Source organism: Aquimarina rubra (genome assembly GCF_042684305.1).
GTDB lineage: Bacteria > Bacteroidota > Bacteroidia > Flavobacteriales > Flavobacteriaceae > Aquimarina > Aquimarina rubra.
In genome coordinates this window covers 356,200-379,186 of the sequence record NZ_JBHULE010000035.1, presented here as the reverse complement: position 1 = coordinate 379,186, position 22,987 = coordinate 356,200, and the positions used below count along the sequence as shown (strand labels likewise).

At 33.8% G+C, this 22,987-nt stretch carries 21 protein-coding genes; 15 read left to right on the top strand and 6 right to left on the bottom strand.

Annotation, left to right across the window (positions count from 1 at the left end):
- Window positions 1-144: 144 nt before the first annotated feature.
- Complete coding sequence (locus ACFSR1_RS21495) at window positions 145-336, bottom strand: hypothetical protein (protein ID WP_378295089.1); 192 nt, start codon at window positions 334-336, stop codon at window positions 145-147.
- Window positions 337-540: 204 nt separating this feature from the next.
- Between ACFSR1_RS21495 and ACFSR1_RS21490 the strand changes: the two genes are divergently transcribed.
- The gene (locus ACFSR1_RS21490) at window positions 541-3,939 is read left to right on the top strand and encodes a VPS10 domain-containing protein (RefSeq protein WP_378295088.1); all 3,399 of its coding nucleotides are present in this window, start codon (window positions 541-543) and stop codon (window positions 3,937-3,939) included.
- Window positions 3,940-4,239: 300 nt separating this feature from the next.
- On the opposite strand, the gene ACFSR1_RS21485 is transcribed toward ACFSR1_RS21490, so the two are convergent.
- Window positions 4,240-4,596 carry a T9SS type A sorting domain-containing protein gene (locus ACFSR1_RS21485; RefSeq protein ID WP_378295087.1) on the bottom strand — a complete coding sequence of 119 codons (357 nt, stop codon included), beginning with the start codon at window positions 4,594-4,596 and terminating at the stop codon, window positions 4,240-4,242.
- 751 nt (window positions 4,597-5,347) lie between these two features.
- Here ACFSR1_RS21485 and ACFSR1_RS21480 point away from each other — a divergent pair.
- The 3 genes from ACFSR1_RS21480 (at window position 5,348) to ACFSR1_RS21470 (ending at window position 11,005) form a co-directional block, all read left to right on the top strand.
- Window positions 5,348-6,007 carry a response regulator transcription factor gene (locus tag ACFSR1_RS21480; protein ID WP_378295086.1) on the top strand — a complete coding sequence of 220 codons (660 nt, stop codon included), beginning with the start codon at window positions 5,348-5,350 and terminating at the stop codon, window positions 6,005-6,007.
- A 144-nt stretch (window positions 6,008-6,151) separates the two neighbouring features.
- Window positions 6,152-8,575, top strand: a complete 2,424-nt coding sequence (locus ACFSR1_RS21475) for a peptidoglycan DD-metalloendopeptidase family protein (RefSeq protein ID WP_378295085.1) — start codon at window positions 6,152-6,154, stop codon at window positions 8,573-8,575.
- Between the two features lie 123 nt (window positions 8,576-8,698).
- Window positions 8,699-11,005 carry an N-acetylmuramoyl-L-alanine amidase gene (locus tag ACFSR1_RS21470; protein WP_378295084.1) on the top strand — a complete coding sequence of 769 codons (2,307 nt, stop codon included), beginning with the start codon at window positions 8,699-8,701 and terminating at the stop codon, window positions 11,003-11,005.
- Between the two features lie 91 nt (window positions 11,006-11,096).
- Here ACFSR1_RS21470 and ACFSR1_RS21465 read toward each other — a convergent pair whose 3' ends face one another.
- The 4 genes from ACFSR1_RS21465 to ACFSR1_RS21450 form a co-directional block, all read right to left on the bottom strand.
- Window positions 11,097-11,498, bottom strand: coding sequence for a rhodanese-like domain-containing protein (locus ACFSR1_RS21465; protein WP_378295083.1), 402 nt, complete (start codon window positions 11,496-11,498; stop codon window positions 11,097-11,099).
- Window positions 11,499-11,516: 18 nt separating this feature from the next.
- Window positions 11,517-11,831 (bottom strand): rhodanese-like domain-containing protein, encoded by a 315-nt coding sequence (locus tag ACFSR1_RS21460; protein ID WP_378295082.1) that lies wholly within the window; start codon window positions 11,829-11,831, stop codon window positions 11,517-11,519.
- 115 nt (window positions 11,832-11,946) lie between these two features.
- On the bottom strand, window positions 11,947-12,573 hold the full coding sequence (locus tag ACFSR1_RS21455) for a thioredoxin family protein (protein ID WP_378295081.1): 627 nt from the start codon (window positions 12,571-12,573) through the stop codon (window positions 11,947-11,949).
- A gap of 51 nt (window positions 12,574-12,624) precedes the next feature.
- Window positions 12,625-13,146 (bottom strand): TlpA family protein disulfide reductase, encoded by a 522-nt coding sequence (locus ACFSR1_RS21450; RefSeq protein ID WP_378295080.1) that lies wholly within the window; start codon window positions 13,144-13,146, stop codon window positions 12,625-12,627.
- 219 nt (window positions 13,147-13,365) lie between these two features.
- Here ACFSR1_RS21450 and ACFSR1_RS21445 point away from each other — a divergent pair, with 219 nt between their 5' ends.
- The 11 genes from ACFSR1_RS21445 to ACFSR1_RS21395 all read left to right on the top strand — a co-directional run bounded on the left by ACFSR1_RS21445 (window position 13,366) and on the right by ACFSR1_RS21395 (window position 22,984).
- On the top strand, window positions 13,366-13,818 hold the full coding sequence (locus ACFSR1_RS21445) for a MarR family winged helix-turn-helix transcriptional regulator (RefSeq protein ID WP_378295079.1): 453 nt from the start codon (window positions 13,366-13,368) through the stop codon (window positions 13,816-13,818).
- A 40-nt stretch (window positions 13,819-13,858) separates the two neighbouring features.
- Window positions 13,859-14,425, top strand: a complete 567-nt coding sequence (locus ACFSR1_RS21440; protein ID WP_378295078.1) for a YceI family protein — start codon at window positions 13,859-13,861, stop codon at window positions 14,423-14,425.
- Window positions 14,426-14,654: 229 nt separating this feature from the next.
- A complete protein-coding gene (locus ACFSR1_RS21435) occupies window positions 14,655-16,052 on the top strand; it encodes an anthranilate synthase component I family protein (protein WP_378295077.1) in 1,398 nt (465 codons plus the stop codon).
- 27 nt (window positions 16,053-16,079) lie between these two features.
- Window positions 16,080-16,649 carry an anthranilate synthase component II gene (locus ACFSR1_RS21430; protein ID WP_378295076.1) on the top strand — a complete coding sequence of 190 codons (570 nt, stop codon included), beginning with the start codon at window positions 16,080-16,082 and terminating at the stop codon, window positions 16,647-16,649.
- Window positions 16,650-16,797: 148 nt separating this feature from the next.
- Window positions 16,798-17,793, top strand: coding sequence for an anthranilate phosphoribosyltransferase (gene trpD, locus ACFSR1_RS21425; protein WP_378295075.1), 996 nt, complete (start codon window positions 16,798-16,800; stop codon window positions 17,791-17,793).
- Window positions 17,794-17,884: 91 nt separating this feature from the next.
- A complete protein-coding gene (trpC, locus tag ACFSR1_RS21420) occupies window positions 17,885-18,667 on the top strand; it encodes an indole-3-glycerol phosphate synthase TrpC (RefSeq protein ID WP_378295074.1) in 783 nt (260 codons plus the stop codon).
- Between the two features lie 6 nt (window positions 18,668-18,673).
- Complete coding sequence (locus tag ACFSR1_RS21415; RefSeq protein ID WP_378295073.1) at window positions 18,674-19,807, top strand: SDR family oxidoreductase; 1,134 nt, start codon at window positions 18,674-18,676, stop codon at window positions 19,805-19,807.
- Window positions 19,808-19,825: 18 nt separating this feature from the next.
- Complete coding sequence (locus tag ACFSR1_RS21410; protein ID WP_378295072.1) at window positions 19,826-20,503, top strand: phosphoribosylanthranilate isomerase; 678 nt, start codon at window positions 19,826-19,828, stop codon at window positions 20,501-20,503.
- 51 nt (window positions 20,504-20,554) lie between these two features.
- Window positions 20,555-21,736, top strand: a complete 1,182-nt coding sequence (gene trpB, locus ACFSR1_RS21405; protein WP_378295071.1) for a tryptophan synthase subunit beta — start codon at window positions 20,555-20,557, stop codon at window positions 21,734-21,736.
- Window positions 21,737-21,823: 87 nt separating this feature from the next.
- Complete coding sequence (gene trpA, locus ACFSR1_RS21400) at window positions 21,824-22,585, top strand: tryptophan synthase subunit alpha (RefSeq protein WP_378295070.1); 762 nt, start codon at window positions 21,824-21,826, stop codon at window positions 22,583-22,585.
- Between the two features lie 216 nt (window positions 22,586-22,801).
- A complete protein-coding gene (locus ACFSR1_RS21395; RefSeq protein ID WP_378295069.1) occupies window positions 22,802-22,984 on the top strand; it encodes a DUF6576 domain-containing protein in 183 nt (60 codons plus the stop codon).
- Window positions 22,985-22,987 lie beyond the last annotated feature (3 nt).

Below are 22,987 nucleotides of genomic sequence, written 5' to 3'. Positions count from 1 at the left end.
GACAGACTTTATCAAATAATGTTAGATAAGCCTATTACTGCATTTTATTCTAATTAAATATTTTATCAATAGACCATTCACCAATAAGTTTGGTATTGCTATTTAAAATTTGTGCATTAGAAGTTTGAAATCACTAATTGTTCGTTAAAACTGGGAACAACGTTCTAATGCTTCATCAAAAGTATCTTCATCCAAAGATTGAATATCATCCGAACAACTAAAGGCCAAGAATGTACCTCCGTCTAAGTAGTTAAACTCTCTGCACCCACAATCCTCATCGTCGTTGGAGCAAGCAGAAATAACTATAAACATTAGGACGAAGTATACTTTTTTCATTCTTAAGAAATTTAGCAGCAAATAAACATAATCATCATTAATTTTTACAATATACACTAAACGTAACTTTCAGGAGTTATCAAAATCATATGTATTTGGTAAGAAACTACATACTTGGGGTAAAATTATAATACATGCCCTCAAAAAAATTAAATAAGTTGCACCATAAAATCTACTTATCGTTAACACACAAACCTCAACACTATGAAAAAAAGATTTTTATTTCTAATTGTATTACTTCTTTCTATATCAGTCCATTCTCAAAAAAAAGAAGTTACCAGAAACATTCAAGAAATTTTATCTAATCCTTTTACCTCTAAAAAAGATGGAGGAAAAAGAACCTTTGATGATATCATAAAAGAAGCCGATACGTTTTTTAAAATTACCTGTCCCGGATTAACATTTGCAGAATTATCTCAGGGTGATTTCAGAGATGGTGATTTTGTAAAATACCAAAGATGGAAAAGTTTTTGGAAACATCACTTAAATGAAGATGGTACTCTAGGAGATTTTACTCAATCCAATATTTCGCAAAAACGTTCTTCTAGTGCCAATTGTCAAGATTCGGATTATAATGCAGAGTGGAGCGCTGTAAATTACAATGGTAATTTTGGTTATCAAATCGATATGGGTAGAGTAAGTAGTATTGGTTTTCATCCTACAAATCCGGATATTTTTTGGGTAGGTGCTGCTTTTGGAGGAATCTGGAAAACCGTAGACGGAGGCCAATCTTACACCAATTTAAATGATAATTTGCCTCATACAGCGGTTTCAGATATTATTGTAAACCCTACTAATCCAGATAGAATTATTATTGCATTGAGTGATATCGTTTGGTATGGTCCTGCCGGTATTGGTATTTACGAATCGAATGATGGAGGTGTAAGCTTTGCTCCTACAAACTTGACTTTTACCCTGCCACAGAATATTAGAATTTATGAAATAGATGTAAACCCTAATAATGCTAATGAATTTCTGGTGGCAACTTCTAATGGATTATACAGAACTACCGATTATTTTAATACCACTACCAGAATAATTAATGCAAACATCAGAGCAGTAAGATATAGCTTAAACTCTAATGATGTGTATGCAGGCGGTTCTAGCGGGCAGTTTTATGTAAGCACTAACAATGGTCAAAGTTTTACGCTAAGCAATGACTTTGGTAGTGGACAAGTAAGAATTGCTGTTTCAAATAAAACAAATTCCGGATATGTGGCGGTTACAAACGGTTCTACATTAAATGTATCACCAGACTTTGGGCAAAACTTTAGCCAAAAAACGCTACCAGAATCCAACTGTGTGATTTCGTTTGCCAATAATTCTGATTCTAATATCGTTGTCGGTAACTTTGAATGTTATGCTTCTAGTGACGGAGGAGATAATTTTCAGGCTACCACACAATGGTTAGGACGAGATGGTCTTCCATTTATTCATGTAGATCAACGAAATATATATACCAACCCGTTGCAACCTGACTTTATTTATTATTGTAATGATGGTGGTGTTTTTAGGTATTCTGTGTCAGACAGATCTTTTGCTAATTTGTCTTCAGATTTGTTTATCACACAATACTATGATATTGCTGTTTCTCAAACCGATGCTAATATATTGGGAGCCGGATCTCAAGACAACGGAAATGTGACGCGTAACACAAATGGCACTTGGCAAAGTTACGAACCTACTGCAGACGGAATGGGACAAGAAATAGATTTTAATAATCCGGCCAATCGTTACTATGCCATTCAAAATGGAGCTTTACGAAAATGGGTCAATGGAACCCGAACTTTTATTTCTCCTCCCGGAGAGGATGGAAATGGAGCTTGGGAAACTCCTTTCAAGTTAGATCCTAATAATTCTAACCGAATTATCATCGGATACAACAGCGTATATGCATCTGATAATCAAGGGTCTAATTGGACTGTTATTGGAGATAATATCAGCCCATCTCAGGACTTAGAACAAATTGCTATTGCTAAAACAAATTCTGATAAAATATATGCTTCGCGAAGTAATGTAGTGTACGCAAAGGACGCAGCTAGTCTGAATTGGACATCCAGTGCTACTCCGGTAAATCAATATATTTCTGATTTAGAAGTGCATCCTACAGATGAAAATACGGTTTTTATCTCTTATGGAGGATATACCAATAATGGGAAAGTTTATAAATCTGTTGATGGAGGAAATAGTTGGCAAAACATCTCCTATAATTTACCAAACATTCCTGTTTTATCATTGGAAACCTATAACACCTTAGCTGGTTCTATTTTTATTGGAACATACAATGGTGTTTTCTTTTTGGAAAACGGCACACAAGAGTGGAAAAAATATGGGTGTCTGCCAAATACTTCAGTTAATGATATTGAAATTCAGTATTTAAATGAAGGTAAAATATTTATTGGAACTCACGGAAGAGGAATTTTTGAAGCCTCATTATCACCTTTACAGTGTAATGAAACAGTTACTCCTTATGTAAACAATGGTACAGAATGGTTACAACAAAGTACACTGGATGTATGTCTTGGAGCAAATATTTATTTAGGAATGCAAAATGTTGGATCACAAAATGTTCAAATACAATATCCTGATGGAACCATTGATGATACTCCAGATGTATCTACAGCCTGGATCTTCAATGATGTTCAGCCATCAGATTCAGGGTCTTATGTAGTTTCTTATAATAATAGATCTTGTACTGCACAAACTACCATAGTATTAAATGTACAAGAACCACTTGCGTTGACACCATTTGTAAATGATGGAAGCAGTTGGTTTCAACAAGATCATCTGGAAATTTGTGAAGGCGCCAGTATTTATCTTGGAGTCCAGAATGCAGGTACTTCGAATTTTGAGATCGAATATCCTGATGGAACCATAGATGCCACACCAGATTTATCAACTGCGTGGCAACTAACCAATGTACAGCCTTCTAATTCTGGAACTTATATCGTAAGATATAAAAATCAAAATGCTTGTAATGAAGATAGTACACAAAACCTTACCTTAACCGTACATCCTTCAAATCCTGACTTGTCTGATGCTGTTCAGATGAATGTGGATGATGCAGGATACGTAAATGTGCAAAATGCCTCAGAAATAAATATTGAAACGGGCAGTGATATCAGCTTGCGACTGCCATCAGCACTCTATAGTGGTTCTCTTACTTGGACGGCTCCAAATAACACCTCTTTTACATCAGAAGAAATTTCGTTTGCTTCTGTTGCTGATAATGATACTAATGTAGAAGGAAATTGGATCGTGCAAGTAGATTTTACAAATGACTGTAATAGTACTTCTCAAACTATGCAGTTTACTATTGATATTGCGCCTGCTTTAAGTGTATCAGAATTTGATAAAAACACTATTACTATTTACCAGGATCCCTTTCTTAATCATGTCTATATTAATGGTATTCAGAGTAGTTTGGCGACCGATACCTCAGTTTTTGATATCAGCGGAAAGCTTATACAAAAAATATCAAACGAATCAATTGGTCAAACTTCTCAAGTAATCGATTTGTCTTCATACAAAAACGGAGTTTACATTTTAGTTTTTAAGCAAGGAACCTCAAAATTTGTAAAAACAATAATCAAGGGCTCCTAGTGTAAAACATAAGTAAACCAATCAATAATAAAAAAGCTTCTTATAACAAGAAGCTTTTTTGTTATTAATCATCACCTTCTTATACTTTATTATCCTTTAAAAGTAAACCAATTCCTAGTATACATACAACTGGTCCAGAAATAAGTAGATAATATTGTATGGGCCAATGCATTATCCTGAATAGTATTCCAAAGAAAAACACTATCACTCCAAGGGCTATTAAAACCAAAGAAAAAAATTTCATTTTAGTCATTTAGCACCTTCTTACCAATTTAAGTCAAATTACTAAACAAGTCTATATCATCTGATATCTACACCGTCTCTGCCCTTGTAGAATCGTTTTACTTCCATATGATTACCCACATGAACTTTAATTAAATATAAACCTTCCTCTAAAATGGTAAGGTCAATCTCACGATCCAGATGTAGTTTCTTTTGTATTCTGATAAAACCGGATTTATCAATAATCTTCACTAACATTGGTTCTTTTACATCAGACCGTATGGTTATAGCCTGTTCGGCTGCGGTAGCATCAAGTTCGAAAGAAAAAGGTTTATCATTAGAGAGAGTCAACAAGGTAGTACCCATATCATCGAAATTAGGATATACAGGAATCAAACCAACAAAAAACAATGTAATAAGTAGTACTTTTTTCATAATTATATTTTTACTTTAAATTACTGTTTTTCAAATAACTAGACCGTTAAATATTCCCCAAAAAAGCACTTAAAACATATCTTTTTAGAAAAGTTTATAAATTGTTCAAGGGAGTTATCATAGTGTATTCGGCAAATTAATTTCAGGTATACGTAGATTAGGATGTTATCATTGAAGTATACGCTTTTGAGAAAACTATATACTAAAACAAACTATTTTACCTAAAAAAGTTTGATTACAGGAATTTTAAAAAAAATAAATACAAGTACAAAGCAACAAAACCATACCATCTCCCCATATCTTGTAGATATTACACCAAACAAAATAGTAGTCTTTAACCTACAAATACTACGCTAGTAATTAAAAATTACCACCTCAACAAATCAATTGAAACACCAGACTAATCCATTCGGATTACTCATGAATCATAACCTTAACTTATTACTTAACAATCCTTTGTCTTTTTATTTTTAGCTAAAAAAGACTGCATTATATCGAAAAATGCAAATCACTCAAGAAGAGAAGAAAAATAAGATTTAATTTTATAAGGTTCACACATAAACTTAACACCAATGAAATCATCAAACCAAGCCCAGGACTTTTTGTTTACTTCTGTAATCCATATTTCCCTCCGAGAAAAATAGCTTCTACTTCAGCTTTCCGATTTTAGTCCATATTAAATTTACCAGCAATATTCAATATCAACCGAACCCAAATTATTGCTGAAATTTCTTGATAAATCCCTAAAACTATGCAAGAATACAATGTTATTGTCGCTTATGAAGATCCTTTAAAAAGATTAGGAATTAGAGCGATGCTAGAGGCCCCCAAAGACATGAAGTTCAACTTATATGAAGATATCAGCGATTTAGAAAAACTACGAAAAGTAATTGTTGACAGCCAACCTGATTTTATCGTAATCGACGCTACTTTAAACTCCAACGATTCTGGAATTGAATTAGCAAAATACACGAAACTACACGCTACCAGAACTAAGATTGTTATTATGGCTTTTACCCTAGAAGATTGGTTAATCAAAGAACTTAAGGATCTGGAAATTAAATGGATTCTTTATAAAGCGGATACGGTAGAAAATCTTACGAAATGTGCAGGTAGAGCTATCCAAAATAAGCCATATATCAGTAGAAGATTCAGAGAATCATGGTGGAAAGAAAAAGCAAATCCAGTTCTGAAGGTTTCAGATACATCATATGACCAATTATCAAAAACAGAGCTGAAAATACTAAACGAAGTCGCCTTAGGAAAAACCAATAAAGAAATAGCCGTTGACCTTTTTAAAAGTGAAAAAACCATAAAAAATCATCGACAAAACATTTGCAAAAAACTACAAATCACAGGTAGTAATGCACTATTTAAATACACTATGAAACTGAAAGATGTATATCATTGATATGAAAGAATAATATTAAAAATGATTACATGTGCCCATGTTTTTCATAGATAGAGTTTCTAATTTTCGAGTTGCAAACTTATAATTTTAATGAATTACTGAATTTGCTGGAATTACAAAAACTCACTACACAAACTCATCACTATGAAAAACATTACACTCAAAGTTTTTTTGGCTCTATTCCTATATGCTTCAGTATTAAATGCACAAGAGCTTATTCTTAGCAAGAATCAACAATTATATACTCAAGACATCAATAGCAAAGAGACTAAATTATTAGATCATAAAAAAAAGCTATTACCCGTTACTGTTCAAACTGATAATATAGTACTACAAGCAAAGCAAATCTCAAATCAAATAAAGACAACACCTGATTTTGATTTTTTTCAAGGTTTACAAAGTCCGTACGATCCCGATTTATGGATATACCTGGAAAGAGAGCAAATAGGAGGTGCTTTTAGCCTACAAAAAGTAGATCTAAAAAATAACCAACAAACTACTTTACAACATACAACTAATGAAGATCGAAAAGACATCGTATTAAAACCAATTGGCTGGACAAAAAATCCAAACAAAATTTTTGTTGAGGCTTTATATCTCGATGCTGCTGAAGAACATGAAGGAATTTTTGTCTATGATATAAATACCAAAGAACTTCAACAACTTACGCTTCCATTTCGATATACAGAAACTCCCTTACTTTCTCCAAATCGGGATCATTTTATATTTCTGGGATCTACACAAAAGAAAATAGACCCTTTACACGGTATCTCTGATATTATTTATTATTATAGTATCGAAACTAAAACAAATAAAATTGTTCTAAAAACTAAAGGAAATACTATTCAAATTTTAGGTTGGAAAACTGATTCTAAAAGCAATAAAGAACAATTATTTAGTCAAAAATCTGCTTTATCATATTATTTACCCTGGGATTTTGGTAAAGAAAATTGTGTGTCCAGACATGGAACTCCCGGTCCTAATGGCTCACACAGTCCCGTAGGACAATGTGGTTATTTTACACCGGGTGGTCATCACGGATATCACGCTATTGATTTTGCAACTTCTCTGTCCGGTGATGATAACGTGAGAGCATCAGCAGCAGGAACCGTTTCTTTTTCGGGGATTAGTGGTAGCTTATCTAGCGGTTATGGTAGATTGGTGATCATCAGGCACAGCGATGGAACACGCACCTATTATGCCCATAACAAAACATTACTAGTGAGTCAGGGACAATCGGTACAGAAAGGACAAGTCATCGCATTAGAAGGCACTACGGGAGGATCTACCGGGGATCATATACATTTTGAATGGAGAGCTGCTGGAGGAAATTCACCAACTCCGGGTTCTTTTGTAGATGCTGGACAACCCAGACAAAATTATATATATCGTTCTCAAAATTCTTTTGGATCTTCTGCCGATACACAAGCTCCAACAACTACAATCAGCGCTGCAGGAGGAAGTACTCAATCTGGTGATTTTACCGTTACATATTCCGATTCTGATAACGTTGGAGTTACTCGTAGGTTCTATCAGGCATTAGAAAAATATGGTAGTAATTGGTATGCAAATCGTGGTAACGGATTCTTTAATGATAATTTCAATATTTTTTATTCCGGATATACTAAAGGAGCTGGTAATTGGACCATCAATAACGGACACCTGCGGCAATCCAATACTTCATCCGATAATACGAAATTAAACACTTTTTTATCACAAAATTCCGGACTTCCCTATTTATATGAGTTCTCTGCAAAAACCGTATCAACCAGTGGTCCTAGAAAATTTGGTATTCACATTATGGCTGACTCCCCCGATCTTAGTCAAAGAGGAAATTCTTATCTGATATGGTTTAGCGGAGAAGATAACAAAGTAAGAGTTTATGAAACCGTAAATAACCAGCTAAACTTCAGAGCTATTGATGATGTTCCTTTGGATAATAAATGGGCAAATTATAAAATCACGTATAGTCCGGGATTTGGTGTAATCGAAGTTTTTAGAAATAATAAATCCATCCTAAAATGGACGGACCCATCTCCTATCAAAAATGGTAGTACTATTTCGTTAAGAACAAACAAAACTATCATGGAATTTGATGATCTAAAAGTCTATAAATTCAGAGCCAACAATTCTACATCAATCTCAGCAGGATCAGGTGTCACCAAAGACATCAGAAGAAGAAATGGTAAAATCAAGAGCTTAGTACGAGATGCTGCCGGTAATTGGTCTACTCCCGGTAATCTGGACGTAACCATTAGTTCGCTTACCCGTCAAAATACCGAAATCCCGGATGATACATTTTTAGAAAACGAAATTCAGGTATATCCAAATCCTACCCAAGGAACAACTATAACACTAAGTTATCAATCCACATCAAATGCTTACACTACGATATCTATTACGGATGTTACGGGACGAGTATTAAAATCTTTTCAGGAGTATTCTAAAGAATCAATACATCGATCCCTGGATCTCAGCAACTACTTTACTTCTTTTCAAAATGGCCAATATTTTATTAAGGTAAGTAGTAAAAATGGTTCGAAAGTAATACCTCTGATCAAAAATTAGTTTGAAATGTGTGTGTAAAAGGGTTCAATCAATTGGTTAACGATGATGATAAGTAAGCTTATCAGAACCCTTTTCCTTTTCAAACTTACTTCTGTAACATAAACTTAAAACACAAACACTTATATGAAAACTACGAAACAAATAGTATACGTTGTTCTATTCTTATTGATCAATCAGATATTATATGCTCAAGAAGTCAAATTTAAAGGAGAGGAAACATCTGAAAATATTATTGAACTAAATTCAAAAAAAGCAATTGTCAACCCATCAAATGTGACATTTAATAAAAAAGGGGTTCTTTTTTCAAAAGCGACTTTAACAGAAATCAAGATACATCCTGTAAACATTGGTCTTATAGAACCAGAACCTTTTGTAAGTAGTCATCTTCAATTAAAAGGTACAAATCTGGATCCTGAATTTATTTCAATTACATATAGAACTTCAGAAAAAGGAAAAAGTTGGTCTACCTGGAAAAAAGTATCTTTTGAAGGGCATGCTGATAAAATAAATGATGAACATCTAATATCCTCTCTTTTATATTTAGACAAATCAATATCTTTTATTCAATATGCATTGAATATCGAGGCTAAAGAAGAAATTGTTTTGGAGAAAATGGTTTTAAAACATTATAGTCCCGGAGCTACACCGCAAAAAACCATCGATGAAATTAATAGTATTAAGGTACAAAATCAAAGTAAAGCAGCTTGCACAAAGCCCGCAGTGGTATCACGGTCTCAATGGGGAGCAAGACCACCAAGTAGTTCGTTTTCTACTTCTCAGGTAACACACCTTATAGTTCATCACGAATTTGGATCAAACTCCAGCAGCGATTGGGCTGCAAGAGTAAGATCCGTACAAAACTTTCATATGAATTCTAACGGATGGTCTGATATTGGTTATAATTTTTTAATCGATCCAAATGGAATTATCTATGAAGGAAGAGCGGGTGGTGATAACACCATAGGAGCACACTTTTGTGGTAGAAATCGAAATACTATGGGGGTCTGTATGCTAGGAAATTATTCCTCAGCTACTCCTAAAACTGCAACTCAGAATTCACTTAAACAATTACTAGCCTGGAAAGCTTCTAAAGAAAATATTAATCCTGTTGGATCCGCCTATCATTATTCAATAAATGGTTCATTAAAAACAATCTCCGGACATAGAGATGGTGGTGGCTGTTCTGCCTGCCCCGGTGATGGTGGGTATGCTATTCTACCGAGTGTAAGAACAGGTGTGCAAAATCTCATTAATAATGGTTGTTCGGGAGGAGGAACAGATACTCAGGCGCCCACCACTACGATATCTGCATCAGGTGGAAATACACAATCCGGTAATTTTACAGCAAATTTTAATGATAATGATAATGTAGGGGTTACCCGCAGATTTTATCAGGCTTTAGAAAAGTACGGTAGTAATTGGTATGCAAATCGTAGCAATGGATTCTTTAATGACAACTTCAATATTTTTTATTCCGGATATACGAAAGGTGCTGGTAATTGGACCATTAACAATGGACATCTGCGCCAGTCCAACACTTCTTCTGATAACACAAAACTGAATACCTTTTTATCACAAAATTCAGGATTACCCTATTTATATGAATTCTCTGCTAAAACTATATCTACTAGCGGTCCAAGAAAATTTGGTATTCACATTATGGCGGACTCACCTGATGAAAGTCAAAGAGGAAATTCTTATCTGATATGGTTTAGTGGTGAAGATAACAAAGTAAGAGTTTATGAAACCGTAAACAATCAGTTAAACTTTAGAGCTATTGATGATGCGCCTTTGGATAATAAATGGGCGAATTATAAAATCACTTATAGTCCTGGATTTGGGGTGATTGAAGTTTTTAGAAATAACAAATCTATTTTGAAATGGACTGATCCATCACCCATCAAAAATGGTAGTACTATTTCGTTAAGAACCAACAAAACCATTGTAGAATTTGATGATCTCAAAGTGTATAAATTTAGAGTAAATCAGTCACAAACGATCACAGCAGGATCAGCTGCCACAAAAGATATCAGAAGACGTAATGGAAAGATCAAAAGTTTAGTTAGAGATGCTGCTGGTAATTGGTCTGCTCCTGGCAATCTGGATATCACTATTAGTTCACTTTCTCGACAGAACCCTAATCTTCAGGACGATACAAAACTGGACACGAATCCAATCATTTACCCGAATCCCACCACAGGAAAATCTCTTACTTTACGTTACAATGCAGTTTCAAATCAACAGACGGAAATCTCGATCTGGGATTTAACTGGTAAATTACTAAACAAAATACAGGAAAAATCTACACAAGAAGATCGTCAAAAGATTATGGACATCAGTTCTTTACTAGAAAACATAACATCTGGAAATTATATCATAACAGTAAAAAATGGTAAAAACATATTCTACTCCAGAATATTGAAACAATAGGCTTTTCAGAAAAGAGCATAAACAATAAAACCGACCATATGATGGTCGGTTTTATTGTTTATATAGTTGATATTTAAAAGCTTTTATAAAATTACTTTACCAACTCCTTTCCTTTATACTTCCATTCTGTAATCCCACCATCTAGGTCATAAATCTTAGTAAATCCAGCTTTTTTCATATAAGCAGAACATTTACCACTTCTTCCTCCACGACCACAATAGACTGCTACAGGTTTTGATTTATCCACTTCAGAAATAAGCGTTTCAAAATTCTCATCACTAAAGTTTATGTTAATCGATCCTTCAATATGACCTTCTGCATATTCCTTTGGAGTACGAACATCAATGAGTTGTACTCTTTCCATTTCCAACAAAGAATCCATTTCTTCTACTGTAATCAATTCTACAACAGCAGCATCTTTGTTATTAGCATCTTTACAATTCAATAATAAAATTGAAAAAAAGATTACGGTTAATATTGATTTAATTTTCATAAGTATGATTAGCTATTATTATTCGGCAACTTCGCCATCCCAATTCATGAAACCACCGATCAGATTGTACGTAGTTTCAAAACCCATCTGATTCATTAAAGCACAGGCTTGTGCGCTACGTGCTCCAGAACGACAATAAACATAGTAATTTTTGGATTTATCCAGCTTCTCGACTTCATCAAGAAATCCTTGTCCCATACGAATATCCAGATTAAGCATATCAGGTATAAAACCATCTTCTACTTCTTCCTCGGTTCTAACATCCAGGATTATTGCATTATCATCTTTAGCGATAAGATCTTCCCACTGATCTTGTGTAATATCTTCGGCCATTTTATATTTCCATTTTTAGATTGAACTTTTATCTATGATTTCCTTACAAATATAAGAGTCCTTAATGAATTGCACGAAGCCCTACATTCATTTATCTAAAAATATAACATTAAACTTATGCTTTTATGCTACAGCCAATAGCTTTTGTGGTTTCCACAGGAACTTTTTCTCCTTTAAGCAAAGCGTTTACTGCATCTTCCACATATTTTTTATCAGCTGATCCTGCATCTTTGTAATTATTGTCTATAGCGCCAATATAGCGAACGATATTACCTTGTGCAGTCTTTTCCAGAATGTATACATGAGGTGTCTTTGTCGCTCCATATTGTGGATAAATCTTTTGTCCATCATCGAATAAATAAGGGAATGTAAACCCTTTTTCTTTTGCTCTCACTTTCATATTATCAAAACTATCCGTTGGATATGCTTTTGGATTATTAGGATTAATCGCAATAACTGGATATCCTTTTGATTTAAAAGCTTGATCTAAAGCAATAATTCTATCTTCATATGCAACAGAATATGGACAATGATTGCACGTAAAGATGACAATAAAACCCTTAGCATCCTTATAATCAGCTAATGATACCATGGTATCATCAATATTCTTAAGTTTAAAATCAGTGGCCGAATCACCTACTGTATATCCTGCATCACTATCTGACACATTAACTTTATCAATCGCAAATGCGCTTACCGCAATTACTAAAACAACCGCTACTAAAATCTTTAAAGTTTTCATTTGTTTGTTTTATTAAAGGTTCTTATCAAAAAGATTAGAAATCGTATGATATTATAATATTTTTTTTAATTCTCTCTCTAGTTCATCATAGGTAAAAGAACGTTCGTAGAAATTCGAAGTATTATCTTTATATATGATGGTGGCCGGGATAGATCCTGACCAGTTTTCATTTACCTTAGGAATCCAACTATTCGCATCCGCGTCATCTAATAATACCACTTTACTTTGTATTCGTTGCTTTCTAAGAAAGGGGATCAGTTTAGATTCTACCTGATTAGGAAGGTCTAAACTTACTAGAATTACCTCAACTTCATTATCAGGATATCTACTATTTATTAATTCAAAATATGGTAATTCTGCTACACAAGGTTTACACCAAGTAGCCCAGAAGTTAATAATTCTGGTTTTACCATCATTAATACTAAGTAAATGCTCAAAATTTTTAAAATCATACACAGGCACCTCCACCCCTTTGCCAGAAAATACATTAGAAGCTTCTATGGCAACTTTCTGCTCTCCTTTACAACTCACCATTAATATGGTCAATCCTATATATATGATCAATTTCTGCATCGTACTAAAGTATTAAAACGCTTTATTACCAAAAAGGAAATTAACAAGGTTTAAGTAGTTCATAAAGACAATTTTAGGATTTTAATCCGTATTTAACCAAACAATGATAATATTAAAGAATAGTAATTATTAGAATTTTAACAAAGAATTAGTATCTATTCATAATCCTCTAAACAGTAAATTATATTACATTTGTATATACAAATATTGTACATACAAATGAATATTGAAGATATTATCAAAACTAAAACCAAACTTCCTCTTTCCAGAAAAGCGATTGTAAATCTTTTGTACACCGAAAACTGGATAAGTGATCAGATAAACTCTGAATTGAAGGTATATGATATATCTATTCAACAATTTAATGTTCTTAGAATTCTTAAAGGTCAAAAAGGTAAACCTGCCAATTTATCTACCATACAAGAAAGAATGGTGAGCAAAATGAGTAACACCACTAGATTAGTGGACAAACTTATTAAAAAGAATTTGGTACAACGGGTACTCTGCGAAACCAATAGAAGAAAGGTAGAAATTACTATAACCCAACAAGGCAACAAATTTCTGGAACAAGTCAGTCCGGCAATGAATAGTTTCGAAAAAAAGATCACCTCTTCACTTTCTGAAGAAGAATTAATCACCTTAAACAATTTGTTAAATAAACTAAGAAGTTAATTAAGTAAACACTTTTATATAATTTTAAATTTTAAAAATCATGAAAACCAAACTTAAATCATTAATTCTAGCAATAACTTTAGTAGCAACAGCTTCCATCTACGCTCAACAAAAAGAAATCAACACCTCTGAAAGTTCCATCAATTGGACAGGTAAAAAAGTAACCGGCCAACACACCGGAACACTAAATTTTTCTAGTGGATTTCTAACATTTGAAAACAATACATTAAGTGGAGGAGAATTTGTAGTTGATATGACCTCTTTAGCAGTTACGGACCTAGAAGCGGGTAAAGGAAAAGAAAAATTAGAAGGGCATCTTACTTCTGATGATTTCTTTGGAGTGAAAAACCACAAAAATGCAAAGCTCGTAATCAAGAAAGCTTCAAAAATGGATGGAGGCTATAAGGTGACAGGTGATCTTACGATCAAAGGAAAAACCAATCCAATTACCTTTGACCTAGTCGTAAATAGAGCTACTGCTTCAACTACATTAAGTGTTGATAGAACAAAATATGATATCAAATACGGATCAGGAAGTTTCTTCGATAATTTAGGTGATAAAACAATCTATGACGAATTTGAATTAGCAGTAAATTTAAAAATGTAATTTTTTATTTTTTGAATTACAATTAATTTATATATTTGACTCAAGAAATTAAAAAATGAATTTAATCTTAACTAATACATGGTGGTGGTCATCTTATAACGAAAACGTCGTGAGATAGATCCTGTCATATAGTTAAGTAAACATATCAAAGGCTTGTCAAATCACGACAAGCCTTTTTTTTGTTCCATGAATAAAGGGGTTTTATAAATTATAAATATCAAAATGTAACATGAGTTATACATTAATGACACATTTCAAACAAATTCTCGCAGATACTATCACTCCGGTAAGTGTATATCTAAAAATTAGAGATCGTTTTCCTAATAGTTTGTTATTAGAAAATAATGATTACAGAGGTAGTGAGAACAGCTTTTCGTATATCTGTTGTAACCCTATTGCTACAATTAAAATTGAAAATGAGATTATTTACGAATCTTTTCCTGATAAAACCAACAAAGAAACTCCGATAACTAAGGACACTAATATCCCCTATATTATTGAGCAATTTGGACAGCAATTTAAAACGTCCAAAAGTGACTTTAAATTTATAAACAATGGACTGTTCGGATATATTTCTTACGATGCCGTTCGATATTTTGAAGATATTTCGATTTCAAAAAAAGAAGGAGGTTTAGAAATTCCAGACATGCAATACACTGTTTATCAAAATATTATTGCAATCAGCAACTTTACAAACGAAGCTTGTATTTTTGCACATTGTTATGAGTCAGATAGTAATATTGATGAAATAGAATCTTTATTAAAAGTTAAAAACTTTGCTTCTTACAACTTCACTACGGTAGATGAAACCACCTCTAACTTGGATGATGAACAATATAAGGAACACGTAGCTTTAGCTAAGAAACATTGTCAACGTGGAGATGTCTTTCAACTAGTTTTATCCAAGCGTTTTTCACAGAAGTTCAAAGGTGATGAATTCAATGTATATAGAGCATTAAGAAGTATAAACCCATCTCCTTACCTATTTTATTTTGATTATGGAGATTTTAAAATATTTGGCAGTTCACCAGAAGCGCAATTAGTAGTCAAGGATGAAATAGCTGAAATCCATCCAATCGCAGGAACTTTTAAACGAACCGGAAATGATGAGCAAGATGCAGAACTAGCTAAAAAATTATCCGCAGACGAAAAAGAGAATGCAGAACACGTGATGCTGGTAGATTTAGCGCGAAATGATTTAAGCCGCAACGGAAGTGAAGTTACCGTTGACACCTACAGAGAAGTACAATTTTACTCACACGTGATTCACCTGGTAAGTAAAGTAACCGGTAAAAAACACAAAGACACCACTACGATGCAAGTGGTTGCGGATACATTTCCTGCAGGAACGCTAAGCGGTGCACCTAAGCACATGGCAATGCAGCTGATAGAAAAATACGAAACCGTAAATCGTGATTTCTATGGTGGTGCCATTGGTTTTATGGATTTCTCCGGAAATTTTAATCACGCCATTATGATTAGAACATTTTTAAGTAAAAATCATCAATTGCATTGGCAAGCAGGAGCTGGATTAGTTAACGAATCAAACGAAGAAAACGAACTACAAGAAGTATACAATAAACTAGGAGCATTAACCAAAGCATTAAAACTAGCTGAAGAAATATAAGGAGCTGATAAACTCCTGAACAATGAGATGAAAAAAGTATTAGTAATTGACAACTACGATTCATTTGTTTATAATCTGGTTCATTATTTAGAAGATCTAGGTTGCGAAGTAGTCGTAAAACGTAATGACCAACTTAGATTAGAAGAGGTAGCACCTTTTCATAAAATATTACTTTCACCAGGACCAGGAATCCCGGATGAAGCCGGATTATTAAAAGAGATTATCAAAACCTATGCTGATTCCAAAAGTATCTTTGGAGTATGCCTTGGCCAACAAGCAATTGGCGAAGTATTTGGTGGAAGCCTTCTTAATCTGGATGAAGTCTATCACGGTGTCGCTACCGAAGTAAAACTCTCGGTATCAGACGAGCTTCTTTTTGATGGGCTTAAAAACACTTTTGACGTAGGTAGATATCATTCTTGGGTAGTGGCGGATACAGATTTACCTTCTTGTCTGGAAGCAACCTCTTTTGATGAAAATGGACAAATTATGTCCCTAAGACATAAAGAACTGGATGTTAGAGGTGTTCAATTTCATCCTGAATCTGTACTTACTCCCGACGGAAAAAAAATGTTAGAAAACTGGATAAATAACTAGTATAAAGTAATTAGTGTTGAGTAGTTAGCACGGATCAAAACTTACTGCTAACCGCAAAAAACAAAATAAATAAAATGACTATTAATTTAAATAACAACTCTGTAATGCTCCCTCTATCCTTTGGGGAGAGGACTGGGGTGAAGGGCCTATGAAACAATTACTCAATAGATTAATAAATCACGAGACCATTTCTAAAGAAGAAGCTAAACAAGTTTTGGTAAACATTTCTAAAGGTGAATACAACCAAAGCCAGATCGCCTCTTTTCTAACAGTCTATATGATGCGAAGTATTACCGTAGAAGAACTAGAAGGTTTTAGGGATGCGTTATTAGAACTTTGTGTTGCTATAAATCTTAGCGAATACAATCCAATCGATCTTTGTGGAACAGGTGGTGATGGAAAAGATACATTTAACATCTCTACGCTTTCATCTTTTGTGTCCGCAGGAGCAGGAATAAAAGTAACCAAGCACGGTAATTATGGAGTTTCTTCTAAATGCGGAAGTTCTAATGTGATGGAACATTTAGGAATCAAATTCAGTAATGATAAAGATTTTCTAAAACGAAGTATTGACGAAGCAGGGATATGTGTGTTACACGCACCTTTATTCCACCCGGCTATGAAAAATGTAGCTCCGATACGAAGAGAATTAGGAGTAAAAACATTCTTCAACATGTTAGGACCTATGGTAAATCCAGCATTTCCAAAAAACCAAATCGTTGGTGTTTTCAACCTAGAATTAGCTAGAATGTATGGGTATTTATATCAAAATACAGATAAAAATTTTACCATCATTCACGCTTTAGACGGATATGATGAAATATCATTGACCGGTAGTACCAAAACCATATCGAACAACACAGAAGGAATGCTAACTCCGCAAGATTTTGGAGTACATACCCTAAAAATGGAAGAAATTGTTGGAGGAGATTCAATAGAAGAATCTGCAGCTATTTTTATGAATATCCTAAACGGTAAAGGAACGGAAGCTCAGAACAATGTGGTATGTGCAAATGCCGGGATGGCTATCGCAACTGTAGAAGGATTAGAACCCATACAAGGATTCGAAAGAGCAAAAGAATCATTGCTCTCTGGGAAAGGATTAAAAGCATTGAAGAAAGTGCAGGAATTGAGTAAGAATTAGTTGATAGTGTCATTCCGGCGGAGGCCGGAATCCATAATAGAAACAAGTAATAATGAGATCCTGAAACAAGTTCAGGATGACAAGTAAAAAAATGAACATACTAGATAAAATAGTAGCAGACAAATATAAAGAGGTTGAACTTAGAAAAAGTTTAATACCTATCCATCAATTAGAAAATTCGGTGTTATTCAACCGTCAAACTAATTCATTAGCCTCAGCTTTGCGTAATAGTGAAACAGGAATTATTGCAGAACACAAACGTAGATCACCTTCTAAATCAGTAATCAATCAAAAGGTAAGCGTACAAGACGTAGCTACGGGATATCAGGAAGCTGGAGTTTGTGGAATGTCTGTTTTAACCGATGGTAAATATTTTGGAGGATCTTTGGACGATCTATTATTGGCAAGAGCTTCTGTAAATATGCCATTGTTACGTAAAGAATTTATCATCGACGAATACCAATTACTGGAAACCAAAGCGTATGGAGCAGACGTAATTTTATTAATAGCAGCCGTATTGTCTAGAGATGAAATAAAATCATTATCGGAGTTTGCTAAAAAATTATCGCTAGATGTGTTATTAGAAGTCCATAATCTACAAGAACTAGAGAAATCAATAATGCCTTCATTAGACATGCTAGGAGTTAATAACCGCAATCTTAAGACTTTCGAAGTAAGTACCGATGTGAGTAAAGAACTAAGCAAACATATCCCGGATGATTTTGTAAAGGTTTCAGAAAGTGGCATTAGTAGTATTGAAGCCATAAAGGATTTACAACAATATGATTACAAAGGTTTTTTGATAGGAGAAAATTTTATGAAAACCGAAAACCCAGGAGCTAGTGCTATAGAATTTATACAAAAACTAAAATAGAAAACAATGAATACAATATTAGTAACAGGAGTTACAGGAAATATAGGTTCGCACGTACTGTTTGAACTGTTATTTGATTTGTATTCTAAAAAGGAAAAAGCGCAAATTTATGTTTTAATTAGAAAACAAAGAGACATTTCTGCCAGACAACGCCTATGGGATGAAGTTTTCACTGAACAACTTATCCCTAAAAAAATAGCCCCTTTTTATAAAGAATATGTAACAGAATATATAAAAATAATAGAAGGAGAAATAAATAATTTCACTATTCCCGAAGAAGCAGGAAATAGCCTGATAGTTTATCATTTAGCAGCCTCGGTAAATCTAAGCAATACAGAAAAGGCTAGAAATGAAATCGCACATGTAAATTATAATAATACACAAGCTTTTTTTGAAGCTATTAAAAGTAGAACCAAAAAATTAGTTTTTGTAAGTACTGCCTTCTCCAGGGGAGAAATCGCTGGTAAAATTACGGATGACTATCATTCTGTTGTCAATTTTGATTTTAGAAACTTTTACGAAGCTTATAAAATGAAAGTTGAAAAACTAATATTAAAAATTGCAAAGGAAAACGATTTCAGTTGTACCATTGCCAGACCTAGCGTAGTATCCGGAAGACTTATTGATATGCCAAAATACGTAAGCAGTAGGTATATTGTTTTTTATTCTATTGGTGAATTCTTTAAAAAAATGAAGAAAACCTATCCAGAAATGGGGAAAATTAGAATGGCTTTAAATATGGAAGGTGGACTTAACATCGTTCCTGTGGATTATGTAGCCAAAGGAATAATTAGAGCAAGTGATAGTAAGGAAGAACAACTTAATATTACGTTAACTAAAAACGTTCCAATACGATATATCATCTATAGCATATTAAGTAAATGTGACGTAGAGATGGAATTAGTCCCTGATGAACCAAAGAACAAGACAACTATGGAAAAAATATTTTATAAAACTATTGGATCTCAGTTACTAAAATATTCGACTTCAAAAAAACATTATTTTGAATCTAAGTTAATTCGAAAATTACTTAGCGACATCGAAGAACCTGATATGGAAGAGCATTTTAAAAAAGTATATGATTTTGCGCACGATATCAATTTTAACAATGCTAATATTACATTAGAACCAAATCTTTAGCATTAAAAAGATAAAAACATGAAACTGAAGGTCTGTGGAATGAAATATCAAGAAAACATTGAAGCCGTAGCTGGATTACAACCAGACTACCTTGGATTTATTTTCTATGAAAAATCTCCCAGAAATTTTGATCAAGATATTCTTGAGTTACCAGAAACTATTAAGAAAACCGGAGTTTTTGTAGATGCGTCTATTGATTTTATTTTAGAAAAAGTAAAAAAACACAATTTCAAAGCTATTCAATTACACGGAAACGAATCTGCAGAATATTGTAAAGCATTATCACAAAAATTAAAAGAGGTCTCGACTCTGCTCGACCAGACAGCGTTGACTGTCATATCGAGCGGAGTCGAGATATTCAAAGTTTTTTCTATCAAAGATGAATTTGATTTTGAGATACTCAAACCCTACGAAGGCATTGTTGATTACTTTCTTTTTGACACCAAAGGAAAAGCAAAAGGAGGAAATGGATATACCTTTGACTGGAATGTTTTAAAAAACTATAATTCTACTACCCCATTTATTTTAAGCGGTGGAATTGGATTAGAAGAAGTTGCCAAAATAAAAGCGATCCTAAAAACAGATTTGCCTATATATGCAGTTGATGTCAATAGCAAATTTGAAATTGAACCAGGATTAAAAAACATAAACGATTTAGAAAAATTTAAAAAATTGCTATCCGTTGATCTCAAATAGTTTTTCAATACCCAAAAACTATTAAACATCAACTAAAAACTATAAACTAAGATGAGTTATCAAGTAAATGAAAAAGGATATTATGGAGACTTCGGTGGAGCCTATATTCCTGAAATGTTATATCCTAATGTAGAAGAATTACGATCTACCTATCTGGATATTATGAACGAACCTTCTTTTAAAGAAGAATTCAATCAATTATTAAAAGATTATGTAGGACGTCCATCTCCATTGTATTATGCAAAACGCCTTTCGGAAAAACACAACACCAAAGTATATCTAAAACGTGAAGACTTAAATCATACCGGTGCACACAAAGTAAACAACACAATTGGTCAGATTCTCGTGGCTAAGAAACTTGGTAAAAATAGAATCATTGCAGAAACAGGAGCCGGACAACACGGTGTGGCGACCGCAACAGTTTGTGCGTTAATGGGCATTGAGTGTATTGTATATATGGGAGAAATTGACATCAAACGTCAAGCTCCTAATGTTGCTCGTATGAAAATGCTAGGCGCAGAAGTACGACCTGCAAAATCCGGGAGTAAAACGTTAAAAGATGCTACTAACGAAGCCATCAGAGACTGGATCAATAACCCTGTGGACACGCATTACATCATAGGATCTGCTATTGGACCTCATCCATATCCGGATATGGTGACTAGATTTCAATCGATCATTTCTGAAGAAATCAAATGGCAGTTAAAAGAAAAGGAAGGACAGGAAAACCCAGATTATGTAGTAGCCTGTATCGGTGGAGGAAGCAACGCCGCGGGAACTTATTATCATTTTCTTGATGAGCCAAGTGTAGGAATCATTGCTGTAGAAGCAGCTGGAAAAGGCGTGAATAGTGGAGAAAGCGCAGCCACCTCTCAGTTAGGTAAAGAAGGAATCATTCACGGATGTAAAACCTTGTTAATGCAAACACCTGATGGACAAATTACAGAACCGTATTCGATTTCTGCCGGATTGGATTATCCAGGTGTAGGACCTTTACATTCGCATTTGTATAAAACCGGTAGAGGTGAGTTCTTTTCTGTAACCGATGAAGATGCCATGACAGCAGGACTGGAACTATCACAATTAGAAGGCATTATCCCAGCAATAGAGACATCGCACGCCTTGGCTATATTTAATGACAAACAGTTTAAACCTGATGATATTGTGGTCATAAGCCTATCCGGTCGTGGAGACAAGGACCTTAATACATATATAGAGTATTTTAAATTATAATAATTTGTAGTGAGTACAAAGTACTTAGTATTAAGAAATTTATTTATACTAACTACTGACTACTGACTACTCTGTACTAATAAAAAAATGAACAGAATTAATAAAGCTTTAGCACAAAATAAAAAACTACTATCTATCTATTTTACGGCTGGATATCCATCATTACACGATACTAAAAAAATTATTCAGGATCTTGAAGAAAACGGTGTTGATATGATAGAAATTGGACTGCCTTTTAGTGATCCACTAGCTGATGGTCCAACTATACAAGAAAGTTCTACGGCTGCTCTAAAAAACGGAATGACCACCAAATTATTATTTGAACAACTTGCAGATATTCGTCAGTCGGTAAGTATTCCTCTAATTATTATGGGATACTTTAATCCAATGATGCAATATGGCGTGGAAGCTTTTTGTGCAAAATGTAAGGAAATTGGTATCGACGGATTAATTATTCCTGATTTACCGGTGGCAGAATATCACGAACAGTATCAGGAGACTTTTGAAAAATATGGATTGATTAATGTGTTTTTGATAACACCACAAACCTCTGAAGAACGAATTAGATTCATAGACAGTGTGTCTAATGGATTTATCTATATGGTTAGTTCTGCAAGTGTTACCGGATCTACATCTGGATTTGGAAACACTCAAGAAGCGTATTTTGAACGGATTGCAAATATGAATCTAAAAGCTTCGCAGATTGTTGGCTTTGGTATCAGCAACAATGAAACCTTTACTCAAGCGACCAAAACCGCTAAAGGTGCTATCATCGGTTCTGCTTTCATCAAACACCTTACTCAAAATGGAGTTGATAGTATCCCTGATTTTGTAAAGGAAATACGATAGTAGGTAAAAATTGAAAATAAACTATATTTGGTCCTTTATAAATGAAGGTTCTATCTAATATCATTTACCACTTGAATTTACCGGAAAAGAAAATTCAAATGGTAAATGGTATAATTTTCTAAGTATTATCGTTTATTCATGAGTTTTATATCCATTCCCTTACTAATTGCTATCCTCATCATTTTATTGTTTATCAAATGGTTGAAACCCGACTTTTTGCAATTCAAAAAGAGTCTAACGGAAAAACCTGAAGGTTTGCTTGATGTAGATGATCGTTATAATGTAACAAAAGTGGAAAAAGAGAAGGAACTAAACCGATTGTTGGAAAAGATAAATAAAGAAGGAATCAATAACCTTAGTGCATCAGAAAAAGAGAAACTAAAAGAATTATCTAAATAAAAC

What these genes read in the sequence shown, in the direction of transcription:
- trpD (WP_378295075.1), top strand. Translation starts at nt 16,798, where the DNA reads ATGAAACAATTACTCAATAGATTAATAAATCACGAGACCATTTCTAAA.
- ACFSR1_RS21455 (WP_378295081.1), bottom strand. Translation starts at nt 12,573, where the DNA reads ATGAAAACTTTAAAGATTTTAGTAGCGGTTGTTTTAGTAATTGCGGTA.
- ACFSR1_RS21485 (WP_378295087.1), bottom strand. Translation starts at nt 4,596, where the DNA reads ATGAAAAAAGTACTACTTATTACATTGTTTTTTGTTGGTTTGATTCCT.
- ACFSR1_RS21415 (WP_378295073.1), top strand. Translation starts at nt 18,674, where the DNA reads ATGAATACAATATTAGTAACAGGAGTTACAGGAAATATAGGTTCGCAC.
- ACFSR1_RS21480 (WP_378295086.1), top strand. Translation starts at nt 5,348, where the DNA reads ATGCAAGAATACAATGTTATTGTCGCTTATGAAGATCCTTTAAAAAGA.
- ACFSR1_RS21495 (WP_378295089.1), bottom strand. Translation starts at nt 336, where the DNA reads ATGAAAAAAGTATACTTCGTCCTAATGTTTATAGTTATTTCTGCTTGC.
- ACFSR1_RS21470 (WP_378295084.1), top strand. Translation starts at nt 8,699, where the DNA reads ATGAAAACTACGAAACAAATAGTATACGTTGTTCTATTCTTATTGATC.
- trpA (WP_378295070.1), top strand. Translation starts at nt 21,824, where the DNA reads ATGAACAGAATTAATAAAGCTTTAGCACAAAATAAAAAACTACTATCT.
- ACFSR1_RS21465 (WP_378295083.1), bottom strand. Translation starts at nt 11,498, where the DNA reads ATGAAAATTAAATCAATATTAACCGTAATCTTTTTTTCAATTTTATTA.
- ACFSR1_RS21430 (WP_378295076.1), top strand. Translation starts at nt 16,080, where the DNA reads ATGAAAAAAGTATTAGTAATTGACAACTACGATTCATTTGTTTATAAT.
- ACFSR1_RS21450 (WP_378295080.1), bottom strand. Translation starts at nt 13,146, where the DNA reads ATGCAGAAATTGATCATATATATAGGATTGACCATATTAATGGTGAGT.
- trpC (WP_378295074.1), top strand. Translation starts at nt 17,885, where the DNA reads ATGAACATACTAGATAAAATAGTAGCAGACAAATATAAAGAGGTTGAA.
- trpB (WP_378295071.1), top strand. Translation starts at nt 20,555, where the DNA reads ATGAGTTATCAAGTAAATGAAAAAGGATATTATGGAGACTTCGGTGGA.
- ACFSR1_RS21490 (WP_378295088.1), top strand. Translation starts at nt 541, where the DNA reads ATGAAAAAAAGATTTTTATTTCTAATTGTATTACTTCTTTCTATATCA.
- ACFSR1_RS21435 (WP_378295077.1), top strand. Translation starts at nt 14,655, where the DNA reads ATGAGTTATACATTAATGACACATTTCAAACAAATTCTCGCAGATACT.
- ACFSR1_RS21475 (WP_378295085.1), top strand. Translation starts at nt 6,152, where the DNA reads ATGAAAAACATTACACTCAAAGTTTTTTTGGCTCTATTCCTATATGCT.
- ACFSR1_RS21410 (WP_378295072.1), top strand. Translation starts at nt 19,826, where the DNA reads ATGAAACTGAAGGTCTGTGGAATGAAATATCAAGAAAACATTGAAGCC.
- ACFSR1_RS21440 (WP_378295078.1), top strand. Translation starts at nt 13,859, where the DNA reads ATGAAAACCAAACTTAAATCATTAATTCTAGCAATAACTTTAGTAGCA.
- ACFSR1_RS21445 (WP_378295079.1), top strand. Translation starts at nt 13,366, where the DNA reads ATGAATATTGAAGATATTATCAAAACTAAAACCAAACTTCCTCTTTCC.
- ACFSR1_RS21460 (WP_378295082.1), bottom strand. Translation starts at nt 11,831, where the DNA reads ATGGCCGAAGATATTACACAAGATCAGTGGGAAGATCTTATCGCTAAA.